This is a genomic window from Pseudomonas psychrophila (genome assembly GCF_001043005.1).
In the GTDB taxonomy this organism is placed as follows: domain Bacteria; phylum Pseudomonadota; class Gammaproteobacteria; order Pseudomonadales; family Pseudomonadaceae; genus Aquipseudomonas; species Aquipseudomonas psychrophila.
The window spans coordinates 1-17,195 of record NZ_JYKZ01000007.1 but is presented as its reverse complement, the minus strand read 5'-3'; the positions used below and the strand labels follow the sequence as shown (position 1 = coordinate 17,195).

At 58.6% G+C, this 17,195-nt stretch carries 14 protein-coding genes; 8 read left to right on the top strand and 6 right to left on the bottom strand.

Annotation, left to right across the window (positions count from 1 at the left end; genetic code table 11):
• The first annotated feature begins 39 nt into the window (after positions 1 to 39).
• The 6 genes from TU76_RS16150 (at position 40) to TU76_RS16125 (ending at position 7,143) form a co-directional block, all read left to right on the top strand.
• Positions 40 to 1,674, top strand: coding sequence for a methyl-accepting chemotaxis protein (locus TU76_RS16150; protein ID WP_048352098.1), 1,635 nt, complete (start codon positions 40 to 42; stop codon positions 1,672 to 1,674).
• Positions 1,675 to 1,947: 273 nt separating this feature from the next.
• Positions 1,948 to 2,973 (top strand): LacI family DNA-binding transcriptional regulator, encoded by a 1,026-nt coding sequence (locus tag TU76_RS16145; RefSeq protein ID WP_048352097.1) that lies wholly within the window; start codon positions 1,948 to 1,950, stop codon positions 2,971 to 2,973.
• 84 nt (positions 2,974 to 3,057) lie between these two features.
• The gene (locus TU76_RS16140; protein ID WP_046810081.1) at positions 3,058 to 3,840 is read left to right on the top strand and encodes a sugar phosphate isomerase/epimerase family protein; all 783 of its coding nucleotides are present in this window, start codon (positions 3,058 to 3,060) and stop codon (positions 3,838 to 3,840) included.
• The gene (locus tag TU76_RS16135) at positions 3,833 to 4,786 is read left to right on the top strand and encodes a sugar kinase (RefSeq protein WP_019822855.1); all 954 of its coding nucleotides are present in this window, start codon (positions 3,833 to 3,835) and stop codon (positions 4,784 to 4,786) included. Before TU76_RS16140 ends, TU76_RS16135 begins: the two co-directional genes overlap by 8 nt.
• Before the next feature lie 66 nt (positions 4,787 to 4,852).
• Complete coding sequence (locus TU76_RS16130) at positions 4,853 to 6,148, top strand: MFS transporter (protein ID WP_019822857.1); 1,296 nt, start codon at positions 4,853 to 4,855, stop codon at positions 6,146 to 6,148.
• A 20-nt stretch (positions 6,149 to 6,168) separates the two neighbouring features.
• Positions 6,169 to 7,143, top strand: coding sequence for an NAD(P)-dependent oxidoreductase (locus TU76_RS16125; RefSeq protein WP_037031806.1), 975 nt, complete (start codon positions 6,169 to 6,171; stop codon positions 7,141 to 7,143).
• Here the strand turns inward: TU76_RS16125 and TU76_RS16120 are convergent, their stop codons facing one another.
• The 4 genes from TU76_RS16120 to TU76_RS16105 are packed head-to-tail and all read right to left on the bottom strand — an operon-like array spanning position 7,144 to position 10,924.
• Positions 7,144 to 8,223, bottom strand: coding sequence for a polyamine ABC transporter substrate-binding protein (locus tag TU76_RS16120; protein ID WP_019822861.1), 1,080 nt, complete (start codon positions 8,221 to 8,223; stop codon positions 7,144 to 7,146).
• A 54-nt stretch (positions 8,224 to 8,277) separates the two neighbouring features.
• Positions 8,278 to 8,619: a cupin domain-containing protein gene (locus TU76_RS16115; protein WP_048352096.1), complete on the bottom strand. Its 342-nt coding sequence runs from the start codon at positions 8,617 to 8,619 to the stop codon at positions 8,278 to 8,280.
• 32 nt (positions 8,620 to 8,651) lie between these two features.
• Complete coding sequence (locus tag TU76_RS16110) at positions 8,652 to 10,058, bottom strand: NAD(P)/FAD-dependent oxidoreductase (RefSeq protein WP_048352095.1); 1,407 nt, start codon at positions 10,056 to 10,058, stop codon at positions 8,652 to 8,654.
• Positions 10,059 to 10,105: 47 nt separating this feature from the next.
• Positions 10,106 to 10,924 (bottom strand): helix-turn-helix domain-containing protein, encoded by an 819-nt coding sequence (locus TU76_RS16105; protein WP_046810095.1) that lies wholly within the window; start codon positions 10,922 to 10,924, stop codon positions 10,106 to 10,108.
• 242 nt (positions 10,925 to 11,166) lie between these two features.
• Between TU76_RS16105 and TU76_RS16100 the strand changes: the two genes are divergently transcribed.
• Positions 11,167 to 11,445, top strand: coding sequence for a DUF1652 domain-containing protein (locus tag TU76_RS16100; RefSeq protein ID WP_019822869.1), 279 nt, complete (start codon positions 11,167 to 11,169; stop codon positions 11,443 to 11,445).
• 134 nt (positions 11,446 to 11,579) lie between these two features.
• On the opposite strand, the gene ggt is transcribed toward TU76_RS16100, so the two are convergent.
• Both ggt and TU76_RS16090 read right to left on the bottom strand, forming a co-directional pair.
• Positions 11,580 to 13,412 carry a gamma-glutamyltransferase gene (gene ggt / locus TU76_RS16095; protein ID WP_048352094.1) on the bottom strand — a complete coding sequence of 611 codons (1,833 nt, stop codon included), beginning with the start codon at positions 13,410 to 13,412 and terminating at the stop codon, positions 11,580 to 11,582.
• Positions 13,413 to 13,485: 73 nt separating this feature from the next.
• The gene (locus TU76_RS16090) at positions 13,486 to 15,948 is read right to left on the bottom strand and encodes a UvrD-helicase domain-containing protein (RefSeq protein ID WP_048352093.1); all 2,463 of its coding nucleotides are present in this window, start codon (positions 15,946 to 15,948) and stop codon (positions 13,486 to 13,488) included.
• A 266-nt stretch (positions 15,949 to 16,214) separates the two neighbouring features.
• Between TU76_RS16090 and TU76_RS16085 the strand changes: the two genes are divergently transcribed.
• Entirely contained in the window at positions 16,215 to 16,910 is a 696-nt protein-coding gene (locus TU76_RS16085; RefSeq protein WP_048352092.1) for a pirin family protein, read from the top strand.
• Positions 16,911 to 17,195: the final 285 nt, after the last annotated feature.

Sequence of the window (17,195 nt, the reverse complement as noted above, 5' to 3'; positions counted from 1 at the left end):
ACGAAACACCACAAAAAGAAAAACAAGGAGTCACCCTTTATGAATACCCTGCGCGGGTTGTCCATCAGTCGACGTTTATGGCTGATTCTGATCGTTGCAATGGCGATGCTGCTGGCGTTGGGCTTGTTGATGCTAAAGCAGATACATGACGATTTGTATGAAGGCAAAGCCCAGAAGACCCAACATGTGGTGCAGGCCGTCAGTGGCGTGCTCAGTTACTACCAGGGGCTGGAAACGGCCGGCAGTTTGAGCCGTGAAGCCGCCCAACAACAGGCTCTGAGCGTTATCAGCAAACTGCGTTACGACAATGATGACTATTTCTGGATCAACGACCTGCGCCCTTACATGGTCATGCACCCCACCAACCCCAAGCTCGACGGCAAAGACCTGTCGGCCATCAAGGACCCTGACGGCTTCGGGATTTTTAACGAAATGGCAAATCTGGCCAAAACCAGAGGCGCGGGCATGGTCGACTATCGCTGGCCAAAACCCGGCGCCGAGGCACCGGTGCAGAAAACCTCCTATGTGCAGCTGTTCGAGCCTTGGGGTTGGGTCATTGGTTCTGGTGTCTATATAGACGATATGCAGGCCGAGTTTCGCGCTCAGGCCTGGAAAGCCAGTTGGGCGGGTCTTGGCATAGCGCTGATCATGGCGCTGCTGGTCACCCTGATTGCCCGCAGCATCGTACGACCTTTGCAAGAGGCCGTTCAGGCCATGGCCAATATTGCCAGTGGCGAAAGCGACCTGACCCGTAGCCTCGATACCCACGGCCGAGATGAAGTCACCCTCCTGGCTCAGCATTTCAATGCCTTTACCGCCAAACTGCGCAATGTGATCAGCCATCTGCAGTCCACTGCCACTGCACTGGAGCAATCCTCCACTGAGCTGGGCAATGACGCGACCGACGCCCAGCAGCGCAGCCAGCAGCAGGCCCTGCAAATGGATCAGGTCGCCACGGCCATCAACGAAGTGACGTACGCCGTGCAAGAAGTGGCTAAAAACGCCGAACACGCCGCCAGTGAGATGCGTGGCGCCCAGTCCCAAGCCGAGCTTGGCCAGCAAAACATCGACAGCAGCCTGCAACAGATCGACCAACTGTCCGGCACCATCAATCAGGCAGTGGAAGTGATCCGGACCCTGGCCACGCAAAGCAGCGAGATTGGCAGCGTACTTGAAGTGATCCGCTCGATTGCCGAGCAAACCAACCTGCTGGCGCTCAACGCAGCAATCGAAGCGGCTCGTGCAGGCGAGCAGGGTCGTGGTTTTGCGGTTGTGGCTGACGAAGTTCGACTGCTGGCCCAGCGCACGCAAAAATCCACGGCTGAAATCCAGACCATGATCGAAGGCTTGCAGAAGCATTCCGAAGCCGCGGTCACTGTGATCGGCAGCAGCAGCCGGGCCTCTGCGCTGACCATCGAACAGGCGACCCAGGCGGGACAAAGCCTGACCAGCATTGGCCATGCGCTGAGCAATCTCAACGATCTCAATGCGTCCATAGCCAGTGCCACCTTGCAGCAGGCCCACGTGGTGGAAGACATCAACCAGAACGTGACCCAGGCCGCCGAGCTATCCCAGGGCACCGCCCAGGCGGCAGAGCAGTCGAGCGCCGCCAGTGCCCACCTCAAGGAATTGAGCGTGCAACTCAATGGGTTGCTGCGCCAGTTCAGAGTGTGAGCCAGCGCCCACAGGTGTTTCGGAGCGTTCTAAACCTGATCCTCGCAGGCTCACTCCCACGATAATCCCTGCAAGGCTCAAATTCTGTTGGCGCCGAAGTCCCTGTGGGAGCGAGCGCGCTCGAGATGGCGCCACCTCGAACCGCCCCATTGCAATACATGACTGTTTAAAGACGAGACTTGACTAGACCGACCCTTTTGAGTTCCCATGAAACCGGTTTCAGCTACCTAATGCGAAACCGCCTGCGATAACTCAAATAAAAGGTTTCAGGCCGTGAACAGTTTTTCAGCAGCCCAGCGCACCCGCGTGACCATGCTCGATGTTGCCCAGCGGGCCGGCGTATCCAAGGCCAGCGTGTCGCGCTTTATTGGCGAAGACCGCGCCTTGCTGTCCGAAGCCATTGCCGAGCGTATCGAGCGGGCAATCAACGATTTGGGCTATCGGCCCAATCAAATGGCCCGAGGCCTGAAGCGTGGTCGCACCCGGCTGATCGGGATGCTGGTGGCCGATATTCGCAACCCCTATTCAATTGCGATCATGCACGGCGTCGAAACCGCCTGCCGTTTGCACGGTTACAACTTGGTGGTCTGTAACACCGACCGTAATGACGAGCAGGAGCGCCAACATCTGGCAGCACTGCGCTCCTACAATATCGAGGGCCTGATCCTTAACACCCTTGGCCATGACCCTGACGCGCTAAAAGAACTGCATCAAGAAATGCCCATCGTGCTGATCGATCGCAAAGTCGAGCAACTGCACACGGATCTGGTCGGCCTCGACAACCCCGAAGCAGTGCGCATGGCACTGGAGCATCTTGAGCAGCAGGGTTATCGCGACGTGCTGCTGGTCAGCGAGCCGGTTGATGGCACGAGTTCGAGGACCGAACGTATCAACAGTTTTACCGGGCAACTGGCTGCACGCCCTGCCCTGCGTGGCGCCGTGGTTAAAACCGGCTCAGGCCTGCGCGCCGACCTCCAGACTTTCCTGCAAACACCCGGCCACGGCCCCAAAGCGATTTTTTGCGCCAACGGCCTCGCCGCGCTGGCGTGCACCCAGGTGTTACGCGAGTTGAACTGCCGCTTGTTCGAAGATGTGGGCCTGATTGCCCTCGATGACCTGGAGTGGTTCCCGTTGGTGGGCAGCGGCATCACCGCCCTGGCCCAGCCCACGCAACAGATTGGCGCAAGTGCTTTTGACTGCCTGCTCAAACGCCTGGGCGGTGATACGTCACCGGCCCGGGCGCTGGATTTTCCAGCGCAACTGATTATTCGCGGCTCAACACAACCCCTGACGGCCTGACACTTTAGCGGCTGGTAACCCTTGAACCGGTCCCCAGCCGTTTAACGCACAATAAAATGAAACCGGTTTCAGAGATTAATAACAATGACTACATTCCCCGTTTCCATCAGCCTGTCGAGCTACGGCGCCGATCTGGTTCGCCAGCGCGGACAAGACAGCTTCATTGAATTGCTGGCCAATGCGGGCGTGTCCCGCATCGAACTGCGCGAAGAACTGCTGACCACAGAGGATCCGCTCGCCTTCAGCCGGTCCGTACAGCAACTGGGGCTGGAGTGCGTATTCTCCTCGCCACTGGAGCTGTGGGAAGCCGGCCAGTCACGGCCCAATACCCAGCTGCTGGCCACCCTGAAGCGGGCCCATGCGTTCGGCGCCCAATGGCTGAAAGTGTCGTTGGGCTACTTCACTGAACACTGTGACTTACAAAACCTCGCAGCCTGCCTCAACCAGCAACCGGTGCGTCTGCTGGTGGAAAACGACCAGACCTCTTACGGCGGCCGCATTGAACCCATGCAGCGCTTTTTCGATCAGGTTGAACAGCAACAAGCGCCCATCAGCATGACGTTCGATATCGGCAACTGGCAGTGGCAGGATCAGTCGGCCAGCACCGCCGCCCGCCTGCTGGGCCGATACGTCACCTACCTGCACTGTAAAGGCGTGGTCCGGCGCCCGGACGGCAAGCTGGTCGCTACGCCGCCGACCGCCATCGACTTGCAACAGTGGCAACACCTGATGACCCACATGCCCCACGGCCTGACACGGGCCATTGAATATCCGCTGCAGGGCGCAGATCTCGAAGGACTGACCCAAGAGCATGTTGCCGTGCTGGCGCGCTTGAGCCAAAAGCAACAGGAGCTGAGCCATGTCTAAGGTGGATGTGTTGTCGTTTGGCGAAACCATGGCCATGCTGGTCGCCGACCACACAGGCGATCTGGCGCAGGTTGAGCAGTTCCACAAGCGTATCGCCGGGGCGGACAGCAACGTAGCCATTGGCCTTGCCCGCCTGGGTTTCAATGTCGCCTGGCTGAGCCGCGTAGGCGCCGACTCCCTGGGGCGCTTTGTACTCAACACGCTGCAAGCCGAAGGTCTGGATTGTCAGCACGTCGAGATCGATCCGCAGCACCCCACAGGCTTTCAGCTCAAGTCCCGCGTCGATGATGGCAGCGACCCGCAGGTCGAATACTTCCGCCGCGGCTCGGCCGCCAGCCACCTGAGCAGCTCTGCACTCAACCCGCAGTTGCTCAGTGCCAGGCACTTGCACGCCACCGGCATTCCCCCTGCACTCTCGCCGAGCTGCAATGAATTGTCCTTTGAGTTGATGAAGTCGATGCGTGCCGCAGGCAACAGCGTGTCCTTTGACCCCAATCTGAGACCTTCGCTGTGGGCCAGCGAGCAACAGATGATTCGAGACATCAACGCCCTCGCCGCGAGTGCCGACTGGGTGCTGCCGGGCTTGAGCGAAGGCCGGTTACTGACCGGTTACGACGATCCGGCTGATATTGCCGCGTTCTACCTCGACCAGGGTGCTGAAGCGGTAATCATCAAGCTGGGAGCCAAAGGCGCGTTCTATCGCACGGCCCAGGATCAACAGTTTGTCCCGGCTGTGCCCGTCGCCAACGTCATCGACACCGTAGGTGCCGGTGATGGCTTTGCCGTCGGCGTGGTCAGTGCCCTGCTCGAAAACCTCGGATTTGACCAGGCCGTACAACGAGCCAACTGGATCGGCAGTCGTGCCGTGCAGAGCCGTGGCGACATGGAAGGCTTGCCGAACCGTGCCGAACTGAACGAATACAACGCGCTGCCCGCGTCCCTTTAAACACCGTTACTCACTTGACTCGTCACCTGCTGCGAAAAAACAAAAACAAGCTCAGGAGCACCCCACATGCAATCGCTAAAACTCGCCGCCCGTCGCTGGTGGTACATCATGCCGATCGTGTTTATCACCTACAGCCTGGCGTACCTTGACCGTGCCAACTATGGCTTCGCCGCTGCCTCCGGGATGGCCGAAGACCTCAATATCACGCCCGGCCTGTCGTCGCTGCTGGGCGCGCTGTTCTTCCTCGGGTACTTCTTCTTTCAGGTACCCGGGGCGATTTACGCGCAAAGAAACAGCGTCAAAAAACTGATTTTTGTCAGTCTGATCCTCTGGGGCAGCCTCGCCACGTTGACCGGCGTGGTGTCCAGTGCCTACTGGCTGATCGTGATCCGCTTCATGCTCGGAGTGGTTGAAGCCGCCGTGATGCCAGCGATGCTGGTGTACCTGTGTCATTGGTTCACCCGTGCCGAACGCTCCCGTGCCAACACTTTTCTGATCCTGGGCAACCCGGTGACCATGCTCTGGATGTCCGTGGTTTCGGGCTATCTGGTGCAACATTACAGCTGGCGCTGGATGTTTATCGTCGAAGGCCTGCCCGCCGTGTTCTGGGCGTTTATCTGGTGGCGTCTGGCCGATGACCGTCCAAGCGAAGCAAAATGGCTGAGCAACCAGGAAAAGCTGGACCTGCAAAGCGCGCTAGATGCCGAGCAAGTGGGCATGAAGCCGGTAAAAAACTACGCGGCCGCGTTTCGTTCACCTGCCGTTATCCTGCTGGCCATGCAGTTCTTTTGCTGGAGCATCGGGGTGTACGGCTTTGTGCTGTGGCTGCCGTCGATTCTCAAGCAGGGTGCACAGATGGACATGGTCGAGGCCGGTTGGCTTTCGGCCCTTCCCTACCTGGCGGCAGTCATCGCCATGCTGGTGGTGTCATGGGGCTCGGACAAACTGCAAAAGCGCAAACGCTTTGTCTGGCCACCGCTGCTGATCGCTTCCATCGCCTTCTATGGTTCCTACATGCTGGGTGCCGAACACTTCTGGTGGTCCTACGCGTTGCTGGTGATTGCCGGCGGCTGCATGTACGCACCCTATGGCCCGTTTTTCGCCATCATCCCGGAAATACTGCCCTCCAACGTGGCCGGTGGCGCCATGGCCCTGATTAACAGCATGGGCGCGCTGGGCTCATTTGCCGGCTCGTACCTGGTTGGCTATCTGAACAGCTCCACCGGCTCAACGGGCGCTTCCTTCCTGCTGATGAGCGGTGCCCTGATGATTTCGGTGCTGCTGACATTGATGCTCAAACCCGCTGCCAAAGATCCTGCAGCGCCGCAACACAGTACTTCGCAACGCCTGGCCCACTCTTGAATTCAACGTTGGTGATTCCCTTGAAAAAGAATGTCGTGCTCTACAAAGAACTGTCCCCGGCGCTGATGCAGCGCCTTGAAGCCCACGCCAATGTCACCCTGATCGAGCGCCTGGACGCCGACGGCATGAACACACTGCGGGCAGCCCTGCCCCAGGCGCAAGGCATACTGGGAGCAAGCCTGAAACTGGATGCGCAGTTGCTGGATCTGGCGCCAACGCTCGAGGCAGTGGCCAGCGTGTCGGTGGGTGTCGATAACTACGACATCGACTACCTGACCGAGCGCAAGGTCCTGCTCACCAACACCCCGGACGTGCTCACCGAAACCACGGCCGACACCGGCTTTGCCCTGGTGCTGGCCAGCGCCCGCCGCGTGGTGGAACTGGCTAATCTGGTGCGTAATGGCCAATGGCAAAAAAACGTCGGCCCCGAGCATTTCGGCACCGACGTGCATGGCAAAACCCTGGGTATTATCGGCATGGGCCGTATTGGCGAAGCCCTGGCCCAGCGCGGGCACTTTGGCTTCGGGATGCCGGTGATTTACCACAGCAACTCGCCCAAACCCGCTGTCGAGGCACGCTTCAACGCACAGTACCGCAGCCTGGATGAGTTATTGCAGCAAGCCGATTTTATCTGCCTGACCCTGCCCCTGACTGCCCAGACCGAAGGCCTGATCGGTGCTGAGCAATTTGCCTTGATGCGCCCCGAGAGCATCTTTATCAATATCTCTCGCGGCAAGGTGGTGGACGAAGCGGCGCTGATCAACGCCTTGCAGCAAGGCCAGATACGGGGCGCCGGGCTCGACGTGTTCGAGCGCGAGCCACTGGAACTGACCTCGCCCTTGCTAAAGCTGGATAACGTGGTGGCCACCCCGCACATCGGTTCGGCCACTCACGAAACTCGCGAAGCCATGGCGCGCTGCGCTGTCGATAACCTCCTGGCGGCATTGGCCGGTGAGCGCCCGGCCAACCTGGTGAACCCGCAAGCACTGCGCTGATTAGCGGCCGGCCTTGATCGTGGTCCACACGCGTGTGCGGGTGCGATCAATGTTCAGCGGCATGGCTTCCAGTGCAAACAGCTTGTCCATCATTGCAGGGGTTGGGTAGACCTTGGTGTCAGCCTTGATTTCAGGGCTGACCAAGGCATCGGCTTGCTCGTTACCATTGGCGTAATGCACATAGTTGGTGATACCGGCCATCACGTCCGGGCGCAGCAGGTAGTTCATAAAGCTGTAAGCGGCTTTTTCGTCCGGAGCATCGGCGGGCATGGCAACCATGTCAAACCAGATGGCAGCCCCTTCCTTGGGGATCGAATAGCCGATCTGCACGCCATTATTGGCCTCTTTGGCCCGGGTTTCGGCCTGCAGAATGTCTCCCGAGAAGCCGACTGCCACGCAAATATTGCCGTTGGCCAAGTCACTGGTGTACTTCGATGAATGGAAATAGCTGATATAAGGGCGGACCTTGAGCAGCAGCTCTTCAGCCTTTTTGTAGTCGGAGGGGTTCTTGCTGTGATGGGGCAAGCCCAGGTAGTTGAGCGCCGCAGGCAGGATTTCCGGGCCATTGTCGAGAATCGCGACACCACAGGATTTGAGCTTTTCCATATTTTCGGGCTTGAAGATCAAGTCCCAGGAATCCACCGGCGCATCGTCACCCAACACGGCCTTGACCTTGGCGATGTTGTAGCCAATCCCGGTACTGCCCCACAGGTAGGGAAACCCGTGCTCGTTGCCCGGATCATTGACCTGCAGCGCCTTGAGCAGCACCGGGTTGAGGTTCTTCCAGTTCGGCAAATGGCTCTTGTCGAGTTTCTTCAGGGCCTTGCCCTGGATCTGCCGCGCCATGAAGTGGTTGGATGGGAACACCACGTCATAACCCGATGAGCCCGTCATCAACTTGCCATCCAGCGTCTCGTTGCTGTCGAACACGTCATAGCTGAACGCAATACCGGTATCGCGCTGGAAGTTCTTCATCGTGTCGGGAGCAATGTAGTCCGACCAGTTATAGACCTTCACAGTTTCGGCGGCCTGACACAGCGTACCGGCCAGCATCAGGGGCAACAGGGTCATACGGATCATGAGTCGATTCCTTGCATGTTTTGGGCAGCTGTTTTTATGGGCAGGTTTCGGCGATCAAAGGATCAAAACGTAGGTCTTGCGCACGGTTTCCTGGATATGCCAGATTCCGGTGCTGTTGGCAGGCAACATCAGTGCGTCGCCTGCTTCTATGGTCAGGGTTTCACCGTCATCCGGGGTGAACGTGCAGCGGCCCTGGATGAAGTGGCAGAACTCTTGCTCCACGATCTGGCGACGCCAGCGACCCGGGGTGCATTCCCAGATGCCGGTCTCGACGCCGTCGTTGCGCTCAACGCAGGTGACTGACGTCACCGCCACCGGCGTACCGAGCGGCACGGCTACGGGAAAAGACTCCTGCAAAGCCACGTGGAGGGTATTTTTGAACTGAGTGATGCTCATGGGATGCTTCCTGTTAAGCGTGCCAGTGTTGGTTAATGCATGAAACTTTCCATAAATCCGGCCATGCGGCTGGCAAACTGCCGACGCCAGGGCGGGCTGTCAGGATTGGCCAAGGTTTTGTCTTCGTACACAAAGCTGCGAATGATCGCGTTGTAACCGAGCCAGCGGCACGGCTCGGGCTCCCAGGCCTTGAGTGCGCCAAGCCCGCCTTCGGTCAACACCCACGGCTGCCTGACTTCAAGGGTGTCGCGCTGCAAAATCAGGTCAGCCAGGGTGCGCCCGCCCAAATGGCTGGCACCTACGCCCTCTCCGCCGTAACCACCGGCCAACGCAATTCCCTGCTGGCGATCACAGAGCATGTGCGGCTGAAACCGTCGCGACATTCCTAGGTTGCCGCCCCAGGCGTGACTGATCTCTACGTTTTTGAGCTGCGGGAACAGCTCCCCAAACAGGTAGCGGCGCAGTTCGACTTCGTCTTTGCTCAGATCAAAGTTCTCGCGCAAGCGTCCGCCAAACTGATAACCACCCCGGGCCCCAAACACCAGGCGGTTGTCTGCAGTGCGCTGGCCATAGGTGACCTGACGGCTGCTTTCACTGAAGGCCTGGCCCTGGGACAGGCCAATGTCGTCCCACGTGGTTTGCGGCAAAGGTTCGGTGGCCACCAGCAGGCTCTGTACCGGTAATTGATAGCGCCCAAGAGGCGCCAGAGTGTTGGCATAGCCTTCCACGGCAGGCACCACCCAACGGCTGCGCACCTGCGCCTTGTGGGTGCGGGCAACCCCTGCGCGCCACTCGGTTACCGGGCTTTGTTCAAAAATCTTCACCCCCATACGCTCAACGGCACGGGCGAGACCGCGTACCAGCTTGGCAGGGTGAATGGTTGCAATATGGGGCGTGAAAATCCCGCCATAGGGTTTGGCGATGCGGATCTGCTGTGCCAGCTCGGCGGGGCTCAACCAGCGGTAGTCGGACTCGTTCAAGCCTTCGGCGTAAAGGCTGGCCAGATACCGGCGCAGGCTGGTTTCCTGCTCCGGATAGCGTGCCGCGCAATATAACCCGCCACCTTTTCGGTAATCGCAGTCGATGCCTTCACGATCAATGACGTTCTTAACTTCGTCGGGAATACCGTGCAGTAAGTCGAAGGATTCACGCCGGTGTTCGATAGACAGGCCTGCGAGCAACCGATCCTCACCCAGCAGGTTGCCCATCAACCATCCTCCGTTGCGCCCGGAAGCGCCGAAGCCCGCTGTTTGGGCTTCAACGATGGCGATACTCAGTTCAGGCGCATGGCGTTTGAGGTAATACGCCGTCCAGAGCCCGGTATAACCGGCACCGATGATGACGACATCGACATCCAGGTCGTGCTCCAGGGACGGCCGAGGTGCGAGTTCCTCCCCAAGCTGGTCCATCCATAAACTGATTGAGCGCCATGCTGGCATTACCGACTCCACACCGATCCAAGAATGGCTCGATCCTAGTCGTTGGCCTAAGGCGCGTCTTGCGTGCGTACCCGCAAAGAAATTTGTTTGGCGTAGGCCTTGGGCGATTGCCCCGTGTGCTGGCGAAAACAGCTGTAAAACGCAGATATCGAGTTAAACCCAGCCGAAAAAGCCAGCTCATCGACTTTGACAGGTGTTGCGGCCACATCCATCGCGGCCAATACATGGCGCAGCCGCGCCTGATTCACGTAGCGATAAAAACTGAGCCCCAGCACCTGATTGAGCAAATACGACATCTGATTGCGGGTATAGCCGCAGGCTTGGGCCACTTGCTGCAAATCCAGATCGGGATCGAGCCAGGGTTGTTGGCGTTCAAAGTAGGTTTGCAGGTCCTGGGCCATAAAACTCAACTGCCGGGCCGAAAGCCCAAGACGGCTGACCGCAGGCCGCAATGAGCCCTGACGTGCAGAGTTGGCTGGCGTTTCGTGAACCAGAGAGGCGTACTCATTGACCCGCCAGATCAGACCATCACGCACGGTAATGGCTTCGCTGGCCCGGAAAGACACCAGGCCCTGACTGCCGCGCAGAGTCATGCGGTACTGGATAAAGGCGGTATTGCCATCCAGGCGGATGCGATCGCTGTGCTCGAGCGCTTCATCCGGCTCCCTGGGCATGGACGATTGCACATACTCGCGCAGCTCATCGAGGGTCATGACCCGATTCTGGAAAAAGTCGTTGTAGGTCACATCGGGATGGTAAAGCGCCATTACCCCATCAAGGTCCCGGTGCTTCCAGCACAGGTGATAGCGCATCACGGCTTCGCCAGTGGCGCGGGTGTGCTCGGGGCCGTCGTCTGAGGCTGACATAAAATGCTCGAAGGCAAAAAACAGAGAGTGCCGAGTTTGCGCGCTGGCTTCAATGGGCATGCACAGGAGATAAATAGCCTAAGTGCATGATTCACATCAAAACCTGGTCAATCAACTGGCTAGCGGGCAAAAAAAGGCTTATCGCTATCATGCTTGGGTGATAGCTTTGAACACGAAATACTTGCAAACACACGCGGCCAGAACCGTGCCGCGCACGCCACTTGAGCTAAAGGAATTGCTCTATGTACTCGCAGGGAAACATCAATAAAGTCACCTTCCCGAACGCCTGCCAACTTATGCGCTGGCATTTTCACCCGATGGGCTTCGAGGCGACCATGGACGCGCCGAGCAGCATGATCGCCCGACTGTTTGACCGCGCCAGTGGCGAAACCGTAATCGCCATTGCCGGCATACCCTGCGCCACGGTCATGAGCCTGGGCCAGTTGGGGCGCATCATTCAGGTCGTGGAGGACGAACTCGAGAGCTTCGTACCGCCCCAGGCCTGGCAAGCGCAGGCCTGATCTGCGCCTGCAGCGGATTCATCAATGAGCCCAAAAGTACCTGCGGGAGCTGGCTTGCCTGCGATGGCATCCCTGCGGTTCGACTGACAGACCGCAGCGCCTGCATCGCGAGCAGGCTCGCTCCCTCAGCGGGTTCAATCCCCCAGTGCAGTGCCTTCTCGGCGAGGGTCGGCCCCGGCGGCCCAGCCATTTTTATCTCGAGCGATAATCTGGGTGCCACTGGTCATGTCGATGACAGACACATCGTGTCCACGATCTTTCAACTGCTGAATCAGTGCAGGGCTCACGAGACCGGCCTCGACTTCAGTGCCCACGTTGCGACTGCCGAAATTGGGAAGGCTGATTGCCTGCTGAGGATCGAGTTTCCAGTCCACCAGCCCAATCACTGCCTTGTTCACGTACTCGATGATCTGTGAACCACCCGGAGAACCAACGGTGGCGACCAGTTCGCCGCTTTTGCGATCAAATACCAGCGTCGGGGCCATTGAGGAACGAGGTCGCTTGCCTGGCTCGATTCGGTTGGCCACCGGTTTACCGTTTTCTTCAGGGACAAATGAGAAGTCGGTGAGCTGGTTGTTCAAGATGAAGCCATTGGTCATCACATGCGAGCCAAACGCAGCCTCAACCGAGGTGGTCATCGATATCGCCCCGCCCTGATCGTCAACGGCGGCAATTTGCGAGGTGGAAATACGCAGAGGTGAGCGATCCGGCGCCAACGCAAGGTTCATCCCCGCTGGAGTCCCCGCCTGGGCACGCCCCATGCTTTGCTCGCTGACAAGTGATGCCCTGGCCTGCAGATACGCTTTATCGGTCAGCCCTTTCACATTGACCGGCACATAGTCGCTATCTGCCAGATACAACGCCCGGTCAGCGTAAGCCAGGCGCTCTGCCTCCGAGATCAGGTGAACCGCTTTAACCGAGGGTTCCAGGCGTGCTCCCGTGGTGCTTGGCACAGGTGCCAGGGCTGCCAGGTCCAGCGCTGGTGATTTGCTCTGCAGGGCGTCGAGAATCCCCAGGGTCTGCAGCACCGCTACACCACCCGAAGATGGCGGTGGCATGCCGCACACTTGCCATTGTTTGTAGTCACCACACACGGGCTCACGCTCCTTGGCCCGGTAACGGCTGATATCGGCCAGGGACAGAGTGCCGGGATTGGCGTGGGACCTGACCTGATCAACCATCGCCTGTGCGACTGCACCCTGGTAGAAAGCGTCTGCACCTTGTGTAGCGATGGCATCCAGGGTCTGTGCCAATTCAGGATTCTTAAGCAGAGTCCCAACCGGCAGAGGCTGCCCCTGTTCGGTCAAAAAGTACTTGGCCATTTGCGGCGAAGTAGCAATGAATTTGTCAGCAGCGATCTGCGTGTGCAAACGCCTGGAGACTGGAAACCCTTCACGCGCCAGTTCAATGGCAGGCTGGAACAGGTCACGCCAAGGCAGTTTGCCATGTTGCTGATGGGCCATTTCCAGCGCTCTGAGCACACCAGGGACGCCCACTGAACGCCCGCCTATTTGAGCATCCGTAAAAGGGATCGGCTGGCCATCTTTACCCAGGAACATACGGCTGTTAGCACCGGACGGGGCTGTTTCACGACCATCGAAGGCCTGAACCCGCTTACCGTCCCAGTACACAATGAAAGCACCGCCACCGATACCGCTTGCCTGAGGTTCTACCAGTGCGAGCACGGCTTGCATGGCGATCGCGGCATCGATTGCAGATCCCCCTTGGCGCAGCATCTGCTGCCCTGCAGCGGTCGCTAATGGGTTGGCTGCGGCGGCCATGTGCCGCTGCGCATGCACGGGGGCCATGTCCGCACGAAAGCCCGAGGATATCTCGGGTGCGGGCGGCAACTCGGGGGTTTTATCAAGCGCTTGGTGCCCACTGTTGCAACCCCCGATCAAGAGGGCCAGAGCCGATAAACCGATGACACGGGCGCTGTTGGTTTTGGCAAACAAGGTAGTGATCAAAAGAAGTTCCTTCTACTGGCAAAGCCAAACATTGTTGTTATTCACGCCTGACGCATCAGGCGCCTGTTGCGACTCACGTGACACGCAGATCCTCAAAGAACGGCTTGCCCTGGGGCACGCGATCAGAAGCCTTGGGAACGTTTGGCCCGTGGGCATCCTGATTTTCCAGATACCAGTAGCAGTGCGTCACTGCCCGGGTGATGCCCACATAGGCCAGACGCAGAATTTCGTCTTTCTGCGCGTTATCGTACGGCTCAGGGTCGGCGTCCTTGCCCAGGCCGGCCATGCGATACACCTGATTCTTGTAGGGTGAAGACGTCAGGTGCTGGCAGTCACCCAGCAAGAACACTGCATCCGCCTGCAAACCCTTGGAGCTGTGATAGGTCAGTTGCTTGAGCCGGCGATCTTCAGGCGCCAACCTAGAATCAACATTAACTACTAACTGTATATCCTTTTCTATCAATAGCTTATCGCTGCTTTTTCGATACAACATCAAGATGCTGTCGCCTGCGTTGTAATGCTCGATCAAGCGCGCAGCCAAACCCTGATCGTCCCGATGCAGGACATTGACCGGGACGGGTGTCTTGGGCTCTCCGCTGGCCTTGGCCTTTTTACCGGTGATGGACGGCGCGGCGCGCACGATATGTTCGGCCGCATCGATGATGTACTGATGGCTGCGGAAGTTGTCGCTGAGCATCACCCGCGTGGTCGCGGGGGACGGAAATTCCTTGTTGAACTCCATGAAGTACTTGGGCGAACTGCCCCGCCAGCCGTAGATCGATTGCCAGTCATCCCCGACACACAGCAGCGAGGAGCGCTGGGCTCCACGCCCCACATGCATCGCAGGGCCTCGGCTACGGATTTCGCGCAGGCTGGCACGCAACCAGGACACTATCTGCGGCGAGACGTCCTGAAACTCATCAATCATCAAGTGCGACAGTGGGCGCAGTTGCTCATGGCTTAACAGCTTGAAGTTCTGCGGGGTGTTCTCGCCAAACAGGGAGAACATGCGGTTATAGGTCATGACCGGGGGAGTCTGGGCCAGCAAATGATCCTCCAGCGCCCGCCAGTAGAGGCTCAAGGCCTCAAAAAAGAAACGGTCCGGATCGTCCTTGGCAAAGCGCATGTCGGCCACGGCTGCCGCAACGTCGAGCCCCAGGTTCTCGATAAAGCTGGCCGCCGCCACAAAACTGTCGAGCAACGGCGCTGAACCCAACTCACCCTTGAGCTTGTAATCAAAACCCGGGCCTGCACTGGCATCACCCGCCATCGAGCTGATGACGCGTTTGGCAGACTCATAGCTATCCAACCAGATCAATGGCTTACCGCAGAAAGCTCGAAACAGTGTGCGCTTTACTGCCCACTCGGCACGCACACTGAGCCGGGCACCGGGACGGCAAATCTGAGGGTTTTCCCGCGGATCGAACCCCAGCACGACCCAGGCATCCAGCTCGGCAATGTAACCGTGGCAATGGAACTGCGAGCCATTGATCTCGACGGTTTCGCGATTGGGTTCGATGCCTTTGATCGGCCACGCCCCGGCGGCAAACCACAGGTCCTCCAGGGTGTCGCAGAGTTCTTCATCGCGCTTGGCGGCCAGTTCGGTCACGGCCATGCGCTTTTGCACATCGGGATGGTCGCGCTCCAGTTCCTTGAGTTGCAAGGCGTGCATGCGCAGAGGTGCCAAGGTCTGACGGAAGCGCTCATCGCGGCTGTACAGCCCGTGGAAGCAGGCATTGAGCTGCTGACGCTGAGCATCGTTGATACGCAGGTCAAACGGATTGCTGTCGGTATCGTCGTCGTTGAGCAGGCTACGGGTGTTCAGAGTCTCGAACGCTTGCAACTGGGAGTAGCCGGGCAAACTGCGCACCATGGGCAAAATCCGCGAGTGGAATGTGCGCACCACATCCCGGGCTTCCTTGAGGGACAGGGTGCGGCCCCACAAAGCAAAAATCTCCTGCAGCTTCTTGATGAAGTCCTTGCGCGACTCCCGGGTAAAGGTCACCACGGTCATCGAATCGAGTTCAAAACCCAGGTAGTGGGTCAACAGTAGAATCCGCAACACCAGTGACGTCGACTTCCCTGCCCCGGCCCCCGCAACCACTGAGGTAGACGGCGTATCGCTGAAGATCATCTTCCACTGTGCGGCACTGGGCTGAGCGTGCCCGGGCAGGATCGCGGCCACGTCCGCCTTGATCTGCTTTTTCAGCTCAGGCCCCAGCGGCAGTCGCCAGTCATCGAACAGGTGGTCATCGATCCCGGGCGCCCGCAGCTCTCGCGGGCGCGTGTCGCTGATAAACAGCACCTGACGCCCCTCTTCAAGCCCTTCGGCATGGCCCTCTGAAAAGCCGTAATCGACCCCGGCACTGTGCCCGCTGCGAAAGCCGTCTGCCTGGCCTTGTAGCCATGACGCGGCATGTTGTGCACGCAAACGACTCAAACCACTGCCAAATAATCGCGCCGCCAGGCGCTTGAACAATGGCAATTGGGTAAGGGGCGCGAGTTCATCAGGCAGTTCGGGATTGTGTTGCGGCACGCTGACTCCAGAGTGTGAGGCTGTCCGGGTGGATGGGCTATGGTCGCGCCATTACGCACAGAGATCTAGCTAATTGCTTGAGCATCAGCCGTTTAGGCCATGCAGTGAAGGTAAAGACTATTCGGCGGCAACATCAAACATCTAATTATTAGATCAGATTCACGCACTTTTTAAGCTTTTTATCGATATGTTCCTGACAGAGAATCATCCCATCATCAATCGGGTAGCCGTTCACATCCACGGGCAACCTGAACAGGAGACCTATCATGCTTGAACTCAGACCCTTCACTACCCTGGGCGGCGCAAACCACGGCTGGTTGGATGCCCATCATCACTTTTCGTTCGCCGAGTACTACGATCCGTCCCGCATGAACTGGGGCAACCTGCGGGTGTGGAATGACGATGTCATCGCCCCGGGCACCGGATTTCCGAAGCACCCGCACCGCGACATGGAAATCATCACCTATGTCCGTGAAGGCGCAATCAGCCACGAGGATAATCTGGGCAACAAGGGCCGAACTGAAGCAGGCGATGTACAGGTAATGAGTGCGGGCACCGGGATTGCGCACAGCGAATACAATTTGGAGTCGACACCGACCAAGATCTTTCAGATCTGGATCATCCCCAACAAAGAAGGTGAGGCACCCGCCTGGGGCGCCAAGCCTTTCCCACAAGGGCAGCGCGAGGGCTTTGTGACGCTGGCCAGCGGCAAAGAGGGAGATAACGAAAGCCTGGGCATTCGCGCCGACGCACGACTGGTCGCTGCAAACCTTAAGGCCGGAGAAACTGCCGAATACCGCCTAGACAGTGGCCGCCGGGCCTATCTCGTACCCGCCACAGGACTGATCGAGGTCAATGGCCTGCGGGCCAACGCACGGGACGGCATAGCGGTCGTCGACGAGTCGTTACTGCGCGTGACAGCCATTGAAGACAGCGAAGTCGTGCTGGTGGATGTGGCCTGATCCACCTGCTACGCCACCAAACCTGTAGCCGCTGACGAGCCGTGCGAGGCTGCGATCGAGGAGGCACTCCTCGCAAAACCCGGCAATCGCGTGCTACCTGAAGAATCGCGAACCATGGTTTTACGACTGCTCTGCAGCCGATCGCAGCCTCGTTCCACTCGTCAGCGGCTTGTATGTTGGCGCTAAACCGTTTTTCGTAGGGTTCTGTGACGTCTGCGATGCATTTTGCTTTTGCTGGAGCCACACGAATGTCCAGACGACGCGAATGCCCATCACAGAAGGCCG

Bases quoted from the DNA above. Each gene is read 5' to 3' on its own strand.
- TU76_RS16150 (WP_048352098.1), top strand. From the start codon at position 40: ATGAATACCCTGCGCGGGTTGTCCATCAGTCGACGTTTATGGCTGATT.
- TU76_RS16140 (WP_046810081.1), top strand. From the start codon at position 3,058: ATGACTACATTCCCCGTTTCCATCAGCCTGTCGAGCTACGGCGCCGAT.
- TU76_RS16135 (WP_019822855.1), top strand. From the start codon at position 3,833: ATGTCTAAGGTGGATGTGTTGTCGTTTGGCGAAACCATGGCCATGCTG.
- TU76_RS16130 (WP_019822857.1), top strand. From the start codon at position 4,853: ATGCAATCGCTAAAACTCGCCGCCCGTCGCTGGTGGTACATCATGCCG.
- TU76_RS16120 (WP_019822861.1), bottom strand. From the start codon at position 8,223: ATGATCCGTATGACCCTGTTGCCCCTGATGCTGGCCGGTACGCTGTGT.
- TU76_RS16115 (WP_048352096.1), bottom strand. From the start codon at position 8,619: ATGAGCATCACTCAGTTCAAAAATACCCTCCACGTGGCTTTGCAGGAG.
- TU76_RS16110 (WP_048352095.1), bottom strand. From the start codon at position 10,058: ATGCCAGCATGGCGCTCAATCAGTTTATGGATGGACCAGCTTGGGGAG.
- TU76_RS16105 (WP_046810095.1), bottom strand. From the start codon at position 10,924: ATGTCAGCCTCAGACGACGGCCCCGAGCACACCCGCGCCACTGGCGAA.
- TU76_RS16100 (WP_019822869.1), top strand. From the start codon at position 11,167: ATGTACTCGCAGGGAAACATCAATAAAGTCACCTTCCCGAACGCCTGC.
- TU76_RS16085 (WP_048352092.1), top strand. From the start codon at position 16,215: ATGCTTGAACTCAGACCCTTCACTACCCTGGGCGGCGCAAACCACGGC.